The 15,959-nt window shown below is 50.7% G+C and carries 16 protein-coding genes and 1 pseudogene; 7 read left to right on the forward strand and 10 right to left on the reverse strand.

The annotated features are described in order from the left end of the window. Window positions 1-55 precede the first annotated feature (55 nt). Window positions 56-445, reverse strand: coding sequence for a RidA family protein (locus ACN28Q_RS01860; RefSeq protein WP_095844770.1), 390 nt, complete (start codon window positions 443-445; stop codon window positions 56-58). A gap of 141 nt (window positions 446-586) precedes the next feature. Here ACN28Q_RS01860 and ACN28Q_RS01865 point away from each other — a divergent pair, with 141 nt between their 5' ends. Beyond that, a complete protein-coding gene (locus tag ACN28Q_RS01865) occupies window positions 587-1,507 on the forward strand; it encodes a LysR family transcriptional regulator (protein WP_095844771.1) in 921 nt (306 codons plus the stop codon). A gap of 135 nt (window positions 1,508-1,642) precedes the next feature. Then, window positions 1,643-1,833: pseudogene (locus ACN28Q_RS01870) on the forward strand (integrase); the annotation flags it as partial. 135 nt (window positions 1,834-1,968) lie between these two features. Here the strand turns inward: ACN28Q_RS01870 and ACN28Q_RS01875 are convergent. Continuing rightward, window positions 1,969-2,850, reverse strand: a complete 882-nt coding sequence (locus tag ACN28Q_RS01875; RefSeq protein ID WP_095844772.1) for a LysR family transcriptional regulator — start codon at window positions 2,848-2,850, stop codon at window positions 1,969-1,971. 397 nt (window positions 2,851-3,247) lie between these two features. Here ACN28Q_RS01875 and ACN28Q_RS01880 point away from each other — a divergent pair, with 397 nt between their 5' ends. Next, window positions 3,248-4,432 (forward strand): MFS transporter, encoded by a 1,185-nt coding sequence (locus tag ACN28Q_RS01880; protein ID WP_095844773.1) that lies wholly within the window; start codon window positions 3,248-3,250, stop codon window positions 4,430-4,432. A gap of 140 nt (window positions 4,433-4,572) precedes the next feature. On the opposite strand, the gene ACN28Q_RS01885 is transcribed toward ACN28Q_RS01880, so the two are convergent. From ACN28Q_RS01885 to ACN28Q_RS01915, 7 genes are all read right to left on the reverse strand, one after another. Beyond that, on the reverse strand, window positions 4,573-5,451 hold the full coding sequence (locus ACN28Q_RS01885) for an NAD(P)-dependent oxidoreductase (protein ID WP_095844774.1): 879 nt from the start codon (window positions 5,449-5,451) through the stop codon (window positions 4,573-4,575). A 45-nt stretch (window positions 5,452-5,496) separates the two neighbouring features. Then, complete coding sequence (locus ACN28Q_RS01890; RefSeq protein WP_230469503.1) at window positions 5,497-5,997, reverse strand: fumarylacetoacetate hydrolase family protein; 501 nt, start codon at window positions 5,995-5,997, stop codon at window positions 5,497-5,499. A gap of 242 nt (window positions 5,998-6,239) precedes the next feature. Then, window positions 6,240-7,676 carry a dihydropyrimidinase gene (gene hydA, locus ACN28Q_RS01895; RefSeq protein WP_095844776.1) on the reverse strand — a complete coding sequence of 479 codons (1,437 nt, stop codon included), beginning with the start codon at window positions 7,674-7,676 and terminating at the stop codon, window positions 6,240-6,242. Between the two features lies 1 nt (window position 7,677). Then, window positions 7,678-8,403 carry a maleate cis-trans isomerase family protein gene (locus tag ACN28Q_RS01900; protein WP_095844777.1) on the reverse strand — a complete coding sequence of 242 codons (726 nt, stop codon included), beginning with the start codon at window positions 8,401-8,403 and terminating at the stop codon, window positions 7,678-7,680. Further along, window positions 8,400-9,206 (reverse strand): ABC transporter ATP-binding protein, encoded by an 807-nt coding sequence (locus ACN28Q_RS01905; RefSeq protein WP_095844778.1) that lies wholly within the window; start codon window positions 9,204-9,206, stop codon window positions 8,400-8,402. The genes ACN28Q_RS01900 and ACN28Q_RS01905 overlap by 4 nt, the downstream gene beginning before the upstream one ends. Before the next feature lie 3 nt (window positions 9,207-9,209). Next, the gene (locus ACN28Q_RS01910) at window positions 9,210-10,070 is read right to left on the reverse strand and encodes an ABC transporter permease (protein WP_230469504.1); all 861 of its coding nucleotides are present in this window, start codon (window positions 10,068-10,070) and stop codon (window positions 9,210-9,212) included. A 1-nt stretch (window position 10,071) separates the two neighbouring features. Next, window positions 10,072-11,097 carry an ABC transporter substrate-binding protein gene (locus ACN28Q_RS01915; RefSeq protein ID WP_095844779.1) on the reverse strand — a complete coding sequence of 342 codons (1,026 nt, stop codon included), beginning with the start codon at window positions 11,095-11,097 and terminating at the stop codon, window positions 10,072-10,074. A gap of 304 nt (window positions 11,098-11,401) precedes the next feature. Here ACN28Q_RS01915 and ACN28Q_RS01920 point away from each other — a divergent pair, with 304 nt between their 5' ends. From ACN28Q_RS01920 to ACN28Q_RS01935, 4 genes are all read left to right on the forward strand, one after another. Next, a complete protein-coding gene (locus tag ACN28Q_RS01920) occupies window positions 11,402-12,133 on the forward strand; it encodes a GntR family transcriptional regulator (protein WP_230469505.1) in 732 nt (243 codons plus the stop codon). A gap of 32 nt (window positions 12,134-12,165) precedes the next feature. After that, a complete protein-coding gene (locus ACN28Q_RS01925) occupies window positions 12,166-12,918 on the forward strand; it encodes an aspartate/glutamate racemase family protein (RefSeq protein ID WP_230469506.1) in 753 nt (250 codons plus the stop codon). Window positions 12,919-13,873: 955 nt separating this feature from the next. After that, on the forward strand, window positions 13,874-14,428 hold the full coding sequence (locus tag ACN28Q_RS01930; protein WP_131928954.1) for a cupin domain-containing protein: 555 nt from the start codon (window positions 13,874-13,876) through the stop codon (window positions 14,426-14,428). A gap of 24 nt (window positions 14,429-14,452) precedes the next feature. Then, window positions 14,453-14,761 (forward strand): MoaF-related domain-containing protein, encoded by a 309-nt coding sequence (locus ACN28Q_RS01935; RefSeq protein WP_230469507.1) that lies wholly within the window; start codon window positions 14,453-14,455, stop codon window positions 14,759-14,761. A 171-nt stretch (window positions 14,762-14,932) separates the two neighbouring features. Here the strand turns inward: ACN28Q_RS01935 and ACN28Q_RS01940 are convergent, their stop codons facing one another. Further along, a complete protein-coding gene (locus ACN28Q_RS01940; protein ID WP_095844784.1) occupies window positions 14,933-15,844 on the reverse strand; it encodes an AEC family transporter in 912 nt (303 codons plus the stop codon). Between the last annotated feature and the right edge of the window lie 115 nt (window positions 15,845-15,959).

Raw genomic sequence — 15,959 nt, forward strand, 5'->3', positions numbered from 1 at the left:
CACCGGCGGCGAGCTGCCCCGTTGAATTTTCGACTGGCAGAAAGCCCCGTAACGCTTAGGGCAGCTTAGCAATCACCTTAATCTCAAACTGGAATCCGTAAAGCCACGTCACGCCGATCCCGGTCAACGTGGGGTAAGGTGCTTCCCCCCAATATTCTGGCAAGATACTCCAGATAGCGTCGAGGTTCGACTCGGGATCGACGACAAAGAGGGTCACATCAACCACATCATCGAATGTGCAGCCCGCAGCCGCGAGAACAGCATTAAGGTTATCGAATGCCAGCCTGACCTGCGCTTTTAGATCGTGTTCAGGCGACCCATCCTCGCGGCTACCAACCTGCCCCGAAACAAACAAGAAGCCGTTAGATTTGATGGCCGGTGAATACCGATTGCGCTCATAGAGCGCCTGCCGACCGAAGGGAAAAACTGCTTCACGTGTTGTCATGTTTGTACCTTTGCAATGGGGCAAAATCTGCCCAATGAACAAAAAGACACTTTACAGGCGCTAGAACGGACGGATAAACAAGCGACTTTGTCCTTCATTGTTTGTAAAATCCAAACAATCTGTGAAAAGAAAGGACAAGGAATGGATCGTTTCGATGCGATGCGCGCCTTTGCGCGTGTGGTGGAGGCAGGTAGCTTCACAAAGGCTGCCCAAACACTTCATATGAGCAAAACCACGGTGACGCAACTCATTCAGCAGTTGGAAGCGCGCCTGCGCGTCAAGTTGCTCCATCGCACCACCCGCAGGCTCAGCGTCACTCCCGAGGGAGCAGCCTACTACGAGCGCGTCATCCGCCTCTTGGCGGACATGGACGATGCAGAAACCAGCCTGTCCAGTGCGGCGATTACACCCAGGGGACGGCTACGGGTGGATGTGCCCAGTCCGCTGGCCCGCCTCGTCATAGTGCCGGCGCTACCGGCTTTCCACATGCGCTACCCGGACATCCAGTTCGACATGGGCGTGAGCGACCGGGTGGTGGATCTGATCGGCGACAACGTGGATTGCGTCTTGCGCGGTGGCGAAATCAACGACCAGTCCCTGATCGCACGCCATGTCGGCGATTTGCAAATCGGTGCCTACGCCGCACCGAGTTATCTGGAACGCCTTGGCGCCCCTGCGCATCCGCGAGAGCTGGAAAACACCGACCATCGCATAGTGGGATTCTTGTCCTCACGCACCGGTAAGATTGCGCCTCTGGCACTGCACTGTGAGAGTGAACATATTGAAATCAAGAGCAGCTATGTGCTTGCTGTGGATGATGGCAATGCGTACCTCGAAGCTGGGTTAGCTGGGTTAGGCGTGATTGCGCTGCCAACCTATATGGCGGCAGCACATCAGGCTTGTGGCGCCTTGATTCCGTTATTTGAACAATGGCGTATTGATCCCATGCCCCTGTACTTGGCATTTCCGCCGAACCGCCATGTCAACGTCAAACTGCGAGTTTTTATTGATTGGATCATTGAATTGATGCAGCAGCATACCCCAAATTCCAACAATAAATAACAGCCCCCTGATTCGCTCCGACAACGGTATCAGTCGCTATACAACCGACCTGTTAAATCGAAACTCCACGCTGCCGTCCGATTTCCCACGACAATTATTCTGAAAAAAATACATGCAGTATCCGGGCATCAGGTACTGATACTCCCTGGCGACCATAATCCGTATAAACCGATGAGTGAAAACACTGTCAATAAGGCGCTTCGTCTGATGGGTTATGACACAAAAGATGAAGTCTGCGGCCACGGTTTCCGGGCAATGGTTGTAGAGCAGTGATGGAATCAAGCCTGTGGACACGGGATGCCGTTGAGCAGCAGATTAGCCACCAATAACGTAACGGAGTTCAGGCCGCTGATATCCCCGCAGCTAAATAACCGAGCGTGGCTTTTCAGCCGCAGAATGAAGCAGGATCATGAATCTGGGCCACCCTCAAGACGCAAGGGCAATGGCATCTACGTTGGGGGTCAAATAGCTAGCCCGAATGCCGCCAGCAATGTACTAATTTTAGGCGAACGATGGCGCGATTTTGCATAGATTAATGACAGCGGAATAGAAGCGTTGGAGTATTCGGGTAGTAGCTCGACCAGCTTACCGTTCTCCAGATATTTACCGACTGCGAAGTCCATTATTTGTACAACACCCATCCCGCTGAGTGCCGCCTCTAACAGCACATCCGCCGTATCAACGACAAAATTGCCCTTAATATCAAAAGGCTGCTGTTCTCCGTCGATATAATAAAACCACTTGGTGCTACGCCCTGTTCTCTGTGCTTTAACAGCCAGGCAGTTATGCTGTACCAATTCCGCAGGCTCTTTAGGGATCCCATGGCTGTTTAAATATTCCGGCGACGCAACGGTGACAAAGCGCAAATGCTTGATGGTTCTCGCGATAAGCCGTGAGTCCTGTACGCTGCCAATTCTTATCGCCGCGTCAAAGCCTTCTTCCACCAGATCAACCAATCGGTCGGTCATGACGGCGTCAATTGATAATGCCGGATATCTGTCGAGGATCTCTTTGAGTATAGGAATAATGACCAATCGGCCATAGGCAGAAGGCGTGGTTATTCTTAGCTCGCCTTCAGGAAATACAGTTCTTCCGGTAAGCGATTGTCCGACCTCATCCATTTCATGCATCAGGCTTCGAGAGGATTCATATAAAAATATGCCGTCGGTAGTCAGACTTACAGAGTGGGTATTACGGTTTAGCAAGGTAACGCGAAGGTCGAGCTCAAGCCTGGCAATTGCACGTGAGACCCCTGACTGGGTGAGACCCAATGCCTGTGCGGCCTTGGTAAAACTCTGCGTCTCTCCTACCTTGATAAAGATTTTAAGCGCATTCAAATCCATAAGTCTTCTCTTCCATCCCTTGCGCGAACACCTATGCCTCGTGGAGGCAGTAAAGCAACATTATGGCTCAAGATACAAAAAGTCCTGACGAAAGTTTAATATCAATATGAGATTAGTTAAAAGTTAACGCTATGTCGCCACAATTATTGCAATATCCTTGCGTGCCGGCATCATTGATGCACCGCGTGCGGGTTGTGCCGGTAACAGCCAGAGACTGCCGCGGGTGCAAATTAAGGAATACTCCATCACATCTTGCCAACCTAACACGGCGCCTCAATAATCCTCACCATTTTATTAGTGAAAAAAATCATAACAATTATGATTAATATTTTATTTACAAAAACCAACAAGCGAGAGTATTAATTCAATTACTCTTAACCACGCCGAGTAAATTCACATGAGCAAACCACTTCCAGCGGCAATATATGTCTTAGGGTTTACCCTATTTGCCATGACCACATCGGAATACATGGTCGCAGGATTAATAACATCAATGTCCTCTGATTTAGGGGTTTCTATTCCTAAAGTTGGATATTTAATTACCATTTATTCATTAGGTATGGTTTTCGGCGGTCCATTACTCGCAACGTTTTTAGTCAAACTGAGTAATAAAGCAGCATTATTGACAATTACCGGCATATTTCTTGTCGCACAGATCGTCGCAACCGTTTCTGCAACCTATGATCTGTTAGCAGTGGCAAGGTTCGCGACCGGATTATCTTCGGCAGCTTTCTTCGGCTTTGCATTGTTGACGGCGGCAAAAATGGTTCCGCCGGAACGCTTTGGCGTTGCAGCCTCCATCGTATTGGGCGGGATGATGATAGCGACGGTTGCGGGGCTGCCAATATCGGCAATCCTTGACCAGTATTATGGTTGGAGAGTCTCCTTCGCATTGATTATTGCCCTCACCGCGTTCGCCGGAATAGGTATTATTCTAATTGTGCCTAAATTCACGGCAGAGGTTACGGGCAGTATTAAGGCTGAATTCAGCTCAATTATAAACGGCTCAATCTGGGGTGCATTTGTCACGAGCTTTTTTATTATTGCGGCGACCTTCGCGACATTCAGCTACTTCGTGCCCTATTTTGAAAAAACTGTCGGTTTCGATTCATCTTATATTCCAGCCATTCTCTTTGCTTACGGTGTATTTACGGTAATAGGTAATTTCCTGGTAGGTCGCTTAGCCGATAAATCACCGATTAAAGTGGTTTTCGTCGGTAGCATCGTGCTGGTACTTGCGCTGTTTGGACTTTACACCTTTTTTGATAATAAAATACTGGTTCTGATATCGGTCATGGTATTAGGGCTTACAGGTATTACGCTCACGCCTGCCATGTCCTCACGCGTTTTTAAAGCAGCGCCGAATACGTCACTGATTAATACCATGCATACTTCAGTGATTTGCCTTGGTGTAGTTGTCGGCTCTTGGGGCGGCGGCTATGCCATTGACCAAGGCTTGGGTTATCGCTCTCCGGCGTTGATCGGTATTTTCCTTGCCAGTTTAGCGATTGTCACCCTACTGCCTGTTTTGAAAAATAACCGTTACGATCAGCCTGCTGTTAACCCCCAGGCCAATATCTGACATTTTTAATGGGGCTCGGGAAATGAAAGCGGCCTTAGCATTGCGTTAGTCAAGGTTGCAGGTTTGGAGAATCTCTCTCCAGACCTGAAATTGCGTCACTGCCATGGCCAACTGAATACCCAGTTGGGTTTACCAGGGGATTAAACTTCCGAAGACTGATTATCCAGCCATTGATAAACCGACGACAGATCCTGAGCGCCAAACCCATCTTCCACCGCCTCTTGCCAGAGGTCGGCAATTTTATCCAGTACCGGCATCGTCGTCGGAGGAGCCAGCGTTAGTGCCAACTTTGCATCCTTCAATGCATGAGTGAGTTGCATTTGCGGCGCATATTGATGCTTCGCGATCGCATCCAGTTTTACTTTGATATAGGGTGCAGCCAACGGGCCGCCCTCAAGCGCGCTCCAGAACTGCTCCGGGGTGAAGCCCAGACTTTTCGCTAAAAGCGTACTCTCTGCAACCCCTTGCATCATCGAAATAAGCCAGGCGTTCAGTATCAGCTTCATTTTCTGGCTGTTACCCGCAACACCGAACCATTGCGTACCGCGTGATATGGCCGCGAAGACCTGTTCGGCGGCAGCACTCTTCTCTTGCTCACCGCTGGCGAGGACCAGAATTTGTGCGTTCTCTGCTGGCGCTTTGGTACCGGAAACAGGTGCATCAACAAACGGCATGCCGGGCTGTAGCCGCTTGAGCAACGCGATAGCATCCAGGGTTTCCTGCACACCAATGGTTCCCATCTGGCAATAAATTGCCTGAGGCTTACAGGCCGGTGCGATATCAGCCAGTACCGAGAGAGTGGCATCGCCATCGCTCAACATACTGATAATAACATCGGCATCAGCCACGGCCTGCTGTGGCAGCGCATAACATGTTAAGCCAGAGGCCAGTAAATCATCACCTCTTCCCGGCGAGCGGTTCCATGCTGCAACGGTAAAACCCTTCTTCAGCAAGTTATGGGCAAAAGCATGCCCCATGGCTCCCAGCCCCAATACCGTAACCTTTGGTAAATTCATCATTTTTTTCCCTGCGTCCTGATTAGTGCCAATATATTTTTACGTGGATTATGTCAGCAGCAGCACTGGCTCTGCGCCGACGAAGTTCACCGCAATACGCCCCCCTGCCGGCGCCCAAAACAACCCGCTCCAACTGCCCGTCGCGATCAAATCCCCCGCACGTAGTGGTTGAGATTGACTTGCCGTATGGCGGGCAAGCCAGGGGATGGTGCTCAACGGGTCGCCGAAAGGATGGCTCCCACACCCGGTCATTAGCAGCACCTGATCCACCTGTATAGAGACGCCCATCGTGCGCCATAGCGGATTGGGTGTAAACGCCTGTTCCTCGCCCAGAATCAACGCGCGGCTAATTTGTTGGTCCGCCAATCGTAACAACGCGTCCGCCGCATCGGCCTCGTCCCACCGGGTATCGCAAAGCTCGATCCCCGGCATCCAGGCGTCAATAGCGGAGTAAACCGTGGATAAATCACAACCGGCATCCAGATCGCGCCCCAGTCGGACAACAATCTCGGCCTCAATGCCACGAGCAAAACAGAATCCCGACGGCACCTGCCAACCAGAAGCATATACCGCCGCCTCCGGCACCCTGGCGGTACTGGGTGCCCCTCCCGGTGCCCCGCCCAACTTCCAGATATTTGCCGTTCCGCCGCGAAACCACCCCAGGGCATCGGCAACTTGCTGCTGCACCGCATACGCGTCGGCGTCCGACGCCAGGCTTAATCCACCAGTCGATTGCCGCGTGCCAGTTTGCCATCCACGAACTAATCGCGCGGCTACGCACTCTACCATTGTCATAAAGGCAGCTCGCTTTTTCGCCGCCGAGCCTGAGCCGGCCCCGGCCGCTCACAAGCCAGAAATCGTCCGCGCCCCTTTTCTCCTCGCGGTTCGCCATCCCAAACAACCTCCCCCCGCGAAAGGGTCATCGCCGGCCAGGCGCTTAACTGCATACCGGCATAGGGGGTGTAATCGACATTGTGGTGCAGCATGTCATTCGTCAGGGTAAAGACACGATCATCATCCCAGATAACCAGATCGGCATCTGCGCCAATAGCAATGCTGCCTTTACGGGGATAGAGGCCGTACAGTTCCGCCGCATGGGTTGATGTCAGGGCGACAAAGGTCTGTGGCGTAATCCGCCCGGTACGAACCCCTTCCGACCACAGCAACGCCATTCGGGTTTCCACGCCGGGAATCCCGTTAGCAATCTTATCGAAGGAAGCCTGCTCACCATGCGCTTTCTTACCGTCTGGGGCATCGAATCTATAGGGAGCATGGTCAGAGGAAAAAACCTCGAAAGCGCCGCTTTCCAGACCATCCCAGATAACCTGCTGGTTTGCAGCATCCCGCGGCGGCGGGCTGCAAATACAGCGTGCCCCCTCAAAACTATCATCGCAACCCAGGTCATCGGCGGTTAAAAACAGATATTGTGGGCACGTTTCGGCATAAACCTTCAGGCCCTGGCTTTGTGCCCAACGCACCTGTTCCACAGCCTCACGGCCCGAGACATGTACAATGAGAATCGGTACATCGACCAGTTCGGCAAAGGCTATCGCCCGGTGGGTTGCCTCACGTTCAACAAGCATTGGGCGCGACACGGCATGGTAGCGCGGCGCGCGCAATCCGGCCGCCAGCAGGCGCTCCGTCAGCCAGGCGATGCAATCGCTATTCTCCGCGTGCAGCATCACCATCGCCCCTTCACGACGAGCCAAAGACAGCGTTTCAAGGATCTGCCGGTCGCCTAACTTTAGCGCGTCATACGTCATGTAGATTTTAAACGAGGTATAGCCCTCAGCAATCAGTGTCGGCAGTTCGTTCTCGAGCACCTCTGGCGTGGGGTCGGTCACGATCAGATGGAAGGCGTAATCTATCACCGGTTTGTCACCCACTCGCCGATGATAATCTTCGACGGCATCGCGCAACGAGCCCCCCTTTTGTTGGCAAGCAAATGGAATGACCGTTGTCGTGCCGCCGCATGCGGCGGAGATTGTCCCGCTGAGAAAGTCGTCGGCCATGATCGCCCTATCCTCGCTCGGCTGATCGAAATGGACATGGCTGTCTATCCCACCCGGCGTGACATAACGGCCAGCGGCATCAATCTCTTGCGTACCGGGTGGTAAGGCGATGCCCAACGCAGCAATCCGGCCATCAATAATTCCGATATCACTGGTAAAAATATCTGCGGCGGTGACAACCCGGGCACGGCGAATAACGGTATCGAACTGCTGCATATCACCCCTCCGCCATCAACCGGCCCCAGCCGGTCGCACGGCGCGTATCCACGCCCGCTGCCTGTAACATATCCCACACAACGGTGACAACGGTATCAAACACGGGAACCCCAAACCGCTGCTCCCAGCGCGCAATGCCGCGAGCCGCGTTCAGGTTCGTACAAAATGTGGTTACCGCCTGCGCGCCGGAAGCGACGACCGTAGCGATTTGCTTTTCCAACGTGCTCTCGTCCACCCCGGCAAAAGAAAAGTTATCCTGTAGCGCCAGATGGCTCTCATGCGTGGCGTCAATCCCCAGTTGCGCATAGTTAGCGATGATTCGCGCCTGCACCTCCGCCAGATACGGTGTCACCAGCCCAAGCCGCCGAACCTGCCAGAGAGCAAGGGCGCGATTCAGTGCAAGAACTGAGGTTGTCGCCGGTATTCCAGTTGCTTTCAAAATAGCGGCACACAGCTCAACGTCGGTGTCGAACCCCAGCCAGCCTGCGGATGTCCCACTCCAGCCAATGATGTCGACTTTCGCGTCGGCCAACAATCGCGCGGCTTCGATGACAGGTTCGTGTTGAAATTGCCCCAGCGCATTATCGCTGAGCGCAATTTCGGTCACGCGAAATCTGGAAAAATGCACGCTCACTTCCGGGAACTCGGCAACCAGCGCCTGGGTCAGCGGCTCAAGCGCCGTGTTTGACGACGGGGTGAGTACGCCCAGCCGAATTCGCTTAGTCATGCTGACGCTCCTTGTTGTGCTTTGTTTTCATTAAGGCTGAACTCCTCCGTCGGCTCTGGTCGTAATAGCGACAAAATATGGCGTTTATAATCGTTAAAGACCTTGCTCGTGGGATCACGCGGGCGTTCAAGGTCGATCGGCAGCAGTTCGCGGATCCGCCCTGGGCGAGCAGACATAACGGCAACATGAGTTCCCAGCGCCAGGGATTCATCGATACCGTGGGTAACAAAGACAATTGTCGCCTTGCTCTCCCGCCAGATACGGATAAGTTCGGCATGCATATCCATTTTGGTTTGTTCATCCAGGGCGCCGAAAGGCTCATCCATCAAGATAACTTCCGGGTTCATCAGCAGCGCACGGGCAATACCTACCCGCTGATTCATCCCCCCGGAAAGCTCGCTTGGATAGTGGTTTTCAAAGCCGTTAAGGCCAACCATTTCGATAAATTTCTGCGCTTTTTCCCGGCGAATGTTTTTGCCGAAGCCGCGCATTTTCAGATGGAAAGCAACATTTTCCCAGACGGGCAGCCAGGGCATCAGATTCGCCTGTTGGAAAACCACGCCACGGTCGGCACCCGGGGCGCTTACCGGTTGCCCGCCCACAATCACGCTGCCCTCGCTGGGGTGATCGAACCCGGCTATCATGTTCAGCAATGTCGATTTGCCGCAGCCGCTGGGGCCTAGTAGACAAAGAAAATCATTGCGCGCAACGGAGACGCTGACGTTATCCAGCGCCCGCACGCCGGTCGAACGTTTAGGATCATCGAATACGCGCGATACGCGGTCCACCGTGATAAGTGCCATGTCTCATCCCTCCTTTTGCAAAGTGGAACCGCGCTGCCAGCGCAGAAAATACGCACCAACGCGCTTAATGACGTAATCGCTGAGGAAACCCAGCAGCCCAATGCTGATCATCGAAGCAATGACGATGTCGTAACGCAGGAAGTAGTACGAATCCCACAGCACATAGCCAACGCCACTTTTCACGGCAACCATTTCTGCGGTAACGGTAAGCATCCACGCGGATCCGATGGCAATACGTAAACCCGAGAAAATAGCGGGCAGCGCCGCCGGGAAAACGATATGCATCAATAGTTTCCCCGGAGTTCCTCCCGTCATGGCCCCTGCCCGCAGCAGATTGCGATCGCAGCTTTTCACGCCATGAATCGTGCTGAGCAGAACCGGAAAGAACGAACCCATAAAGACGAGGAAAATCGCCGGTTTGTCGGCAATACCAAACCAGATTATCGCCAGCGGGATCCAGGAGACCGGCGGGACTGGGCGCAAAATTTGCAATACCGGCTCGAACAGATTCTCAATCGTTCGCGACCAGCCAATCGCCATACCAATGGCAATTCCCAGTACGGCAGCAAGTGCAAAGCCGGCGAATACGCGGTATGAACTCGATGCGACGTCAATAATCCAGTGGCCGCTGTAGTTCTGCGTATTACCATCGGTGGCAAACACCCAATCAGCCCACGCAATGATCACCTGGGAAGGTGCCGGTAGCAGCGCGCGGGGTAAGATCCCAGAGCGCGAGAAGAGTTCCCAGCCGACAATCAGCAGTACGGGTACGATAAAACGCTCAATGCGTCGGTAGCAGCGCCCAATCAGAGAAGCGCGGCTCACGCTGCCTGTCACGCGGTTTGGCATGGCGGAGCTCTTCATATCAAAACCCTAATTCAGTCTTCGGTTTGCCAGTGACGGCTTCAAGGAACTGGTAGTCCATATTTTTTTCGACGGCATCGCTGACATCGCCATTGATATACTTGAGCTGTCGCATCATTTGCGCGATGGCAATCGCTGAGGCGCGATGCATCTTATAGTCGGGGTAAAGGTTATCAACCGCACCACGCGCGATGGTTGCGTCGAGACCCGTTACTTTCTGGATGGTATCGGCAAACAGCGCTTTATTGTCTGATATGAGTCCGTTGACTTTTACGATAGCGCGAACGGTCTCCAGCACGCCTTGCGGATGCGCTTTAATCACGTCCGGGCGAGTAATGATCAGGTTCGTCAACTTACCGGCGGCCTGGTCGTAGGGATAATCAAAGAATTTCGCTGCCTTAACGTCGCGGATCTGCGTAGCGAATGGCTCTACAGAGGTCACCAGTTCCATCTCCCCCCGACGCAAAGCCTGCGTGTGATCGGCTGGGTTAGGAATATTGACGAACTGAACGTCTTTATTAATATCAATACCGTGCCGGAGGAAAGCGCCACGCATCTGAATATCCTGCGCATTGCCGCGCGACGCCGCCACGCGGAACGGTTTACCCTCTGCCTTATATTGGCGGATCAGTTTGACCAGCCCTTCCCAATCGCCGGCCTGCACGGGCAAGGCGTTGGCGATAAGAATCTGCGAACCGCCGCTTACCTGTCCTGATATCGCCACGACCTCAAACCCCTTATCCAGCGCAGTGGCATAATGCAGATAGGTGACCTGAGCAATATCAATACTTTTGGACAGCAACGCCGTTAATACATCGTTACCGGTATTGAAAGGGATGGCTTCCAGCTTCACTCCCGTGGCATTTTCCGGCGTCAGAGACATTGATGTGCAGTGTGCACACTTTGCATAGCCGAGTTTAATCGTGTCTTCATCTTCGGCCTGGGCCGTCGTCATAGCACCCAGACAAAGCAGCAATGCCAGGGCGGTACGTATTATCACGCGGGATGTCGAATTCAAAGCCAGCATAACGCCTCCAATTGTCACTAATGTATTGTAGATTGTGACAATGTTAATGCAGGCTTTATGCCACAACTGCGGCAAACGAAAATTTTGTTCTCCGGAAAGAAAATAATGAAATTACTTATTGATTTTTATATTTTTATTTTTTCATACTCATCGAACAAAAAACGTTATCCGCCTTCATTATTGCGCACCATTTTGGTGAATTGTTAGCAAATATAAACCATAATAGTGCATGGATAGCATAGGGCTTGTTATTTCTTGTGACATCATTAATATAAATAGTGGCAATTTAAGAAGGACTTCTCACGTGCTGACCCAAAATAATGAAACCCCTCGATCCCGTAAAACGCGTAACGCAGGGCAAATCCTTGGTACGAGCGATAAACGTGACGTCATTTACGTACGTATCCTCAACGCAGTCATGGAGCATCGCCTCATTCCAGGCACGAAATTAGTGGAAGAGAAGCTGGCCAACGTTTTTCAGGTAAATCGCACCCGAATCCGTGAAGTACTGGCTCGCTTAGCTTATGAAGGCATCGTGACAACGATCCCCAACCGAGGCGCTTTTATTTCCAGCCCCTCAGTAGAAGAAGCCCGGCATATCTTTCAGGCCCGGCGGATACTTGAGCCAGCGTTAATCCGCAGCCTGGTTGCCAAAGCGGACCGTTCGCTGTATGAGCGCTTACATCAACATATCAGTTTGGAAAGAGCGGCCCGCGAGGCGGGAGATAAACATGAGGTCATTCGACTCTCCGGCGAATTTCACCTGCTTATTGCGCAGATGGTGGATAGCGCGCCGCTAACGAAATTAATGCGCGAGCTCGCATCACTGACCTGCCTGATTATTTTGTTGTATGACTCTCCGAACGTTCCGGCGTGTCCTAATCATGAACATACCGCCATCGTCGAAGCGCTGGAGCAAGATAATGAAGCAGAAGCTATTCGCTTGATGATTGGGCACCTTGATCATATCGAAGGAATGTTGGATCTATCCGTCAACGACGATACCGATGTCGACCTGGAGGCAATTTTCAGCTAACGGTTGAAACCCTGCGTACCTTCTCTGGAGTCATGATGCGATTATTGATAATAAATCCAAATATCTCGCAAAGCGTTACCGCACTGATTGAAACCGAAGCCCGCCGAACGGCAGCTGCGGATACGCAAATTATCATGGCCACCGCACAGCGCGGCGTGACCTATATTGAAACCCGGTTTGAAGCGATGCTAGGCGGGCATGCCGCCGCCACGATCGCGGGTCAACAGATTGGCTGCTACGATGCGTTGCTCGTGGCTGCCTTTGGCGACCCCGGCCTTCTACCGCTAAGAGAAGTTTTGGATGTGCCCGTGGTCGGCATGACCGAATCGGCGTTAATGACCGCCGCACAGCTTGGTCCCCGTTTCTCGATCATTGCTATCTCCCAGCGAATCACCAACTGGTATCGTGAGTGCGTGGAACAGTACGGAATGCTGTCCCGCCTCGTCAGCATTCGATATCTGGATAGCCCACTTCGAGATGCCGGTAGTGTGCAGCAGGATCACGCGGACCGCCTGCTGGCACTTTGTCATCAGGCCGTGAATGATGATGGTGCTGATGTACTGATTCTCGCCGGTGCACCGTTGGCGGGCCTGGCGAGATCGCTGGCGGGAAAAATTCCCGTACCGGTTGTCGATGGCGTATCCTGCGGCGTTGCCCAGGCGCAGGTGCTCCACCGTCTGAACGCGGGGGTCGCGCAGGCAGGAAGCGTTGCACCTCCTCCGCTCAAGCCCAATCAAGGGTTGGATGACGCTCTGCTAGCCCTGCTGTTGCACAATCGCGGATAGGTAGCGCGCAAAGCGGCCAAGATCAGAAATATCAGCCGCAGAGCCAGAACAACCCGCTTGCCCAACCTTTGCACGTTAAATCTCCACCCCTGAAATTTCTGACTGGTCTTCTGGGCTGCATCGCCTCTTGCAGTGCTGTCGAGGTCGGCGTGCTTTGTCGGCCATAAACATACGGCTGGGTATAACCCAGTAAATCTGCAACCAGAGGAGGCATTCCCCCTGAATTTGCCACTACCGCCTGATCGCGCCATTTATCCTATGGTTAAAACACGGGTTCACTCACATTATGACAATTCTGGACAAAACCTATATCCGAATCATCTTTATTATCCCCCATACCATAACTTTCATTATTATTGGTTTAGCAAGTCCAGCACTCCTATATTATCGCCAACACCAGTGACATATACTTTCGACCTTTCTTTAATTTCAATATAGCGTCAGTCCACTCAGTGCAGTAGGTCAACTGAACAACACCGCCACAATAATTTATTGTCAGATGCCTGGAAAAGATAGCGTAAGTTTTGCGTAATTATTTTATATGTAGTTATTTACAGTAGCTAAACACCGGATACCTCTTATCATCACGAATCCCTGCTCGATTAATGGTTCGCAATCTGTATTTATGACCTATAATAAAAAAATGCAGACATCTGCTTGATGATATCCTCGATATTAATCAGGGTGGGAAAATCCTTGAAAACGTTTATCATTGCCGTAACAGCCAGCATTCCCTTCTTGTCCGGTGCTGCTGACATTGATGATTTGAAAGCAAAAGATCCGTCCACTTGTCAGGATATAATGACTAAGAGAAATTATTAGGGATTATTATATTGCGCCACGCGGATTTTTTGAAAGTTCGGCGAAAAATTTCAGGTTAGGCTAGCCGGGGTATGAAAGGATTTAGCGGAACCTGCGCTTTCAGACTAATGGAATATATATGCTAAGGATTTCTATGAAAAAAATGACTTTATTGTTAGTGGCTGGGATACTATCTTCTTACGCACATGCCGAAATAATAACCAATTCAATAAATAACGAAAAATCCATTAAGAACAATGAAATAGGATATTGGAGTCTATGGACGGATGAAAAAGGCGTTTCTCACCAGTCATTATGTAAACTTGATAGTTTATCACTACAGAACTTTAGCGTGTCTGGCGCGCCTGAATGGGTCTCTACCGATGATATGAAGGCCTCACGATATATATTTAATATTATGCCGATAGGATGGAAAGGAAATTGGCATAAAAGCCCGCAACCACAATGGGTTATCCCTACCGAAGGGAAGTGGTATATAGAGTCTATGGATAATCATCGTGTTGAATTTGGTCCAGGGGAGTTATCATTTGGATACGATAGTATTTCAACGCTTAACGATGGGAAAATAGGTCATTTATCTGGTAATCCTGGCGATGTGCCTGCCAGAGTTCTGGTTGTACAAGTAGATTCCCTGCCTAAAAACATCTCAGACAAAAGATGTATGGCAGGTGGTTCTTTTATTAAATAGAAAGTAAGTTTAAAATGAAAAATCATGAAAAAATTCCCTTACGCTGGAAAAAAATTCACGCTTACCATGAATAATGGTCTGGAAGTTGTAAACCATTACTTGGATGATGGAAAAACCATCGAAGTTGAGTTTCTTAGTGGTGATTTAAAGGGCGAAAAAATGCAAACCACTTTTGCATGGAAGCCCTTATCAGATGGAAATTTTTTGATTTCCTGGCAAGAGAACGATAAATCTACAGTTGTACACTGTGATAACTTTGAGAAGAAAAAATCTTATGCTTATTACACCACAATGAAGGGAGATTTTTATGTAATGGAAGGTAAGATAGCATAAAATACCGGTGCCATCTGGTTGCTGGTTTTTAAAATCAGGTGGTGTCGTTATGTAAGCATACCGGTTTTAGTCCCAGATACATTTTGAAATTTCCGGGTTTTCAGGTATTCCTCCTGCGTCAGGTTATTCAGGGATTCATGAGGCCGTTCACTGTTATATCCCGTCAGCCAGCTATGATTTCATCAGTGTTAACAGCGTTGTAATGACAGTAATACTGATGATGACCGATACAGAATTGGTAAAACTGGAGACAGATGCGAACATCCCACTAAATCTTGAGGTAAATAAAGGTGCCAGTGACGACACCGGCGAAAACACCACGACAGCGAGCACCTGACGGATCTCCAGCGGAAACGGCGTATAATAGTAAAACAACACGGCGAATGCAGAAACAATGCTGTAGCGGATAACCAGCACCCTAAGAACATTCGCCAACGCCGCCCGGTTAATATTAATTTCCAACATCATACCGATAATCAACATGGCCAGAAACGGGTTGGCGTTGCCAATGGTCGAGGTGATCAGCATTACCTGACTGGGAAGATGCAAACCGCATAGCGCCGTGATCAGCAACAGCATGTAGACATCAAATGGAACGGAGGAAAACAAACGTTTAACCGTACTTTTTAAACCGGCGCTACGGCCAGTAGCATGCGATGCGGCAACATAGCTGCCGCCGGTGCAAATAATGGAGTTCCCGGCATCAAACAAACAAGTTGCGACAATGCCTGCCGGCCCAAGAAAACTTTGAACATAAGGCAAGGTGAAACAACCGATATTATAGCCTGGCGAATTGATCATATAGAAGGCTTTCTTATCATCCGGGCTGTTTCGGGCAATAAAATATCCGGCGCCCATCAGTAAAATATTACACCCCAATCCCAGCAGGACCAGAATCAATAAGGAGTGATCAACTTTAAAACTGACGAACCCGGTGATGACCGCCGCAGGCAACGTAATATTCATCATGATCCTGGACAAGGCTATGATATCGGACCGTTGTAATACGCCGCGCTGTTTCAGAAAATATCCAATAATGATAACAAAAACAAACGAGAAGGCCTTGATAAGTACATCAATCATCTTGATTCCTCAATACCACAAAGACAACTGTTACATTCGCACTTTTAACGACAGAACAACAAGCCAATACAAACCATATAGCAATAAAATTTAAGAGTGACCTCAGGTAGAAAAA

Origin of the sequence: Gibbsiella quercinecans, assembly GCF_002291425.1 — a bacterium.
Classification (GTDB): Bacteria; Pseudomonadota; Gammaproteobacteria; order Enterobacterales; family Enterobacteriaceae; genus Gibbsiella; species Gibbsiella quercinecans.